This is a genomic window from Flavobacterium sp. (assembly GCF_044341185.1).
GTDB lineage: Bacteria > Bacteroidota > Bacteroidia > Flavobacteriales > Flavobacteriaceae > Flavobacterium.
This window is the reverse complement of the sequence record NZ_JBIISE010000069.1, coordinates 1-2,682: the sequence shown is the minus strand read 5'-3', so window position 1 is coordinate 2,682 and position 2,682 is coordinate 1. Positions and strand designations below refer to the sequence as shown.

Below are 2,682 nucleotides of genomic sequence, written 5' to 3'. Positions count from 1 at the left end.
AATATAGCTAAAATTTACAACTTATTAACCGCTGTTAAGCGCAATTTATATTTTCGATATGTCTATCACTTTAATTCCAAATCTTCTAAAACTTCTCATTTCACGAACTGTTTGGACTAAAGAATATTTCGCAATATTTGATTCACTTAATTCAACTTTCTCCGCAGGCTTTTTTCCAACATAAGAGTAATTATTGTAAGCCATTACAAATTCAATTTTTAATTCATTATTTAAAATTTTCTGATGTAAATCTTTTGCGTCTATTTTTGTTTTATTTTTTTTATTATATTTTTCAATTGTTTTGATGAAGTAACTACTTCCAGTATTATTGAATAAATCGTTATTAAGTCTTTTCGCAGATAAAACAACTTGAATGTAAAGATTTCTCATTTGGGTTGTAAAACCATTTTTTACGTGAACAAAATATAATGTGTTATTATGGTGAATTAAAATATCACATAATTCAATATTATCTTTTATCAATTTGTCTAAAATGTAATAATTACTTTTAGTATGACTTGAATTGTAAGTATCTTCATCCCATCCTTTTGTCCATTTATTTAGAAGATTTTCTGTAAGTTCATTTTGATTATATGTATTTATTGCATCTTTACTAATTCTTTCTAAAAATTTATTATCTAGGTAATACCAGTTGCTATCAACTCTAAAATATTTTTTATTTAAATAAGTTCTTTCTGAAACAATATGTGAGTAAAAATTTCCAAATGTTGATTCTTTGCCTCCAATAATTCCAACAACATCTAGATTAAATAATTTGGATGAAATTTCTTTTCTATTATTAAAGTTTTCAACACTTTTGAAGATATGTTCAGTACATTCAAAATATAAATTTTCTTTTTCTTTTACAATTCTATCATTCTTACTCCAGGATTTTTTAAACCTAACTTTAAATTCATCACATTCATAAAACTTTTCAAGTTTTTTTGGATTTATAACTTCTATTATACCTTCTTTAATTTTATGCAATTCGTTAGGTGTGTTATGTAAAATGATGTCGTCTATAATTTTCTCTTTTAATCCATTATTTAATTCTGTTAATAAAATTGCATCATCTATTTTTGAAAATAACGTAAGTTGAGTGTAATTAGTTTTGTCAGACCTTATTTTATGTATATCTTTTATTAATTCTTTAAGTTCTTCGAAATTTATTTTAGTTTTAAGAGAAAAAAAGGAACCTATTTCCATTATTGCTTTTACGCTATCTAAATCAAATTTCTTGAAAATTCCTTTCTTAAGTTCATCACGTACGATTACTTTAATTTTTTTTGGTATTTCAGAATATTCTAGTGATTCACTTATTCTTTGATCGTACGTGTAAGTGTTATCTTTTTGCGATATGTTACTTGCAACACCTCTTGTATTAACTTTCAAAATAATATCTTCCTGTGGTTTAGCAAAATGTTGATAAAAATCAATACCAAAGTTGCTGTCAATGAAAGCTTGGATAACACTAAATCCGCTTCCACCAACAATACAAAAAATGTTAGTTTTATAAATTAGAAAAAGTACAAATGAGAATTCAACTATTTCAAAGTTTTGATCTTTTACTAACTCATCGGGAAGAAACAATTTCCAATAATTTTGAGTTTTTGGTTGATTATAATAATATGTATAGTGTTCAAAATCCTTTTCTACAAAGTGATTCAAAGTTGGTTTTACAATATTAAAATCTGTTTGTTCTGCACGCAACCCTTTCTTATGATTGTCTTTTATATGTTCAATTATTTCTTTATTTGTTTTTCCATTAAATAAAAAGAAATTTTTATCGATAAGAAAAATTTTGAGATTGAATTTCAAATTATCCATTTATGTGATTTTTAGAATATATTAATTCGCTTTTTAGCAATTTGCTGGTAATTTATTTACTCAGTTTTTCTTGTCTATTCAACTTACTACTCATAAATTATGGAGATATGCTCAATAATTATTTATTTTTTGTAAAATTAGCCGGTTGAATTTTAAAAACATTGAGCATTTTTACGCAATGTGTTATAAAAATAAATACTTTGTTTTATAACTACTATACGAAAACTGATATTACCAATCGAAAATTCACATTATTTTCATATTTCTACGAAAAACATTGAATTTTCTAGATTAACAATCGGTTTAATTGATTAATCTCAAATTTAAAGCTAATAATATAAAAGGGAAAATTTATTTATGTAGAATGATTTCTACAGAAGTACAGAAGCGGTTTTTAATTAAAAAACAAATTAAACGCTTAAATAAGGGGGGAAATTAAATATTATAAATAATATTTTTTAAATAGCAAATTAGCTTATCCATTTAAATTCGTTTAATGTAAAAGTATTCTTCATCATGATTTTTCATCAATTTAATGTCATAAATACCATAAATAACATTGCCTTTGTATTCTGAGTAATATGTAAATAATTTAAAAGAGAAACCAATAGCTTTCAAAAATTGTTTGTGTGCATATACATACTGATAATCTTCTAATAATGAATCGAGAATTTTGTAATACTTTAGTAATTGCTTATTTACTTCACTTATTTTATTTCTAATAACATTATTCTTTTCATTATGATATGCTATTCTATCTTTTGCTGTTGCAAAAACTTGATTATTTCGTTTTGGTGTAAATATTACATTTGAAAACGGACATATTTTTAATTCTGGTTTTTTTCGCATTGTAAT

Annotated in this window: 2 protein-coding genes; both read right to left on the bottom strand. The window is 23.9% G+C overall.

The window, feature by feature from the left end; genetic code table 11:
- Positions 1–45: 45 nt before the first annotated feature.
- Complete coding sequence (locus tag ACIQZ1_RS09640; RefSeq protein WP_396160860.1) at positions 46–1,827, bottom strand: DUF6119 family protein; 1,782 nt, start codon at positions 1,825–1,827, stop codon at positions 46–48.
- A 483-nt stretch (positions 1,828–2,310) separates the two neighbouring features.
- Positions 2,311–2,682 (bottom strand): hypothetical protein (locus ACIQZ1_RS09635; RefSeq protein ID WP_396160858.1); only part of this gene is annotated, 372 nt, incomplete at its 5' end.

Bases quoted from the DNA above. Each gene is read 5' to 3' on its own strand.
- ACIQZ1_RS09640 (WP_396160860.1), bottom strand. From the start codon at position 1,827: ATGGATAATTTGAAATTCAATCTCAAAATTTTTCTTATCGATAAAAAT.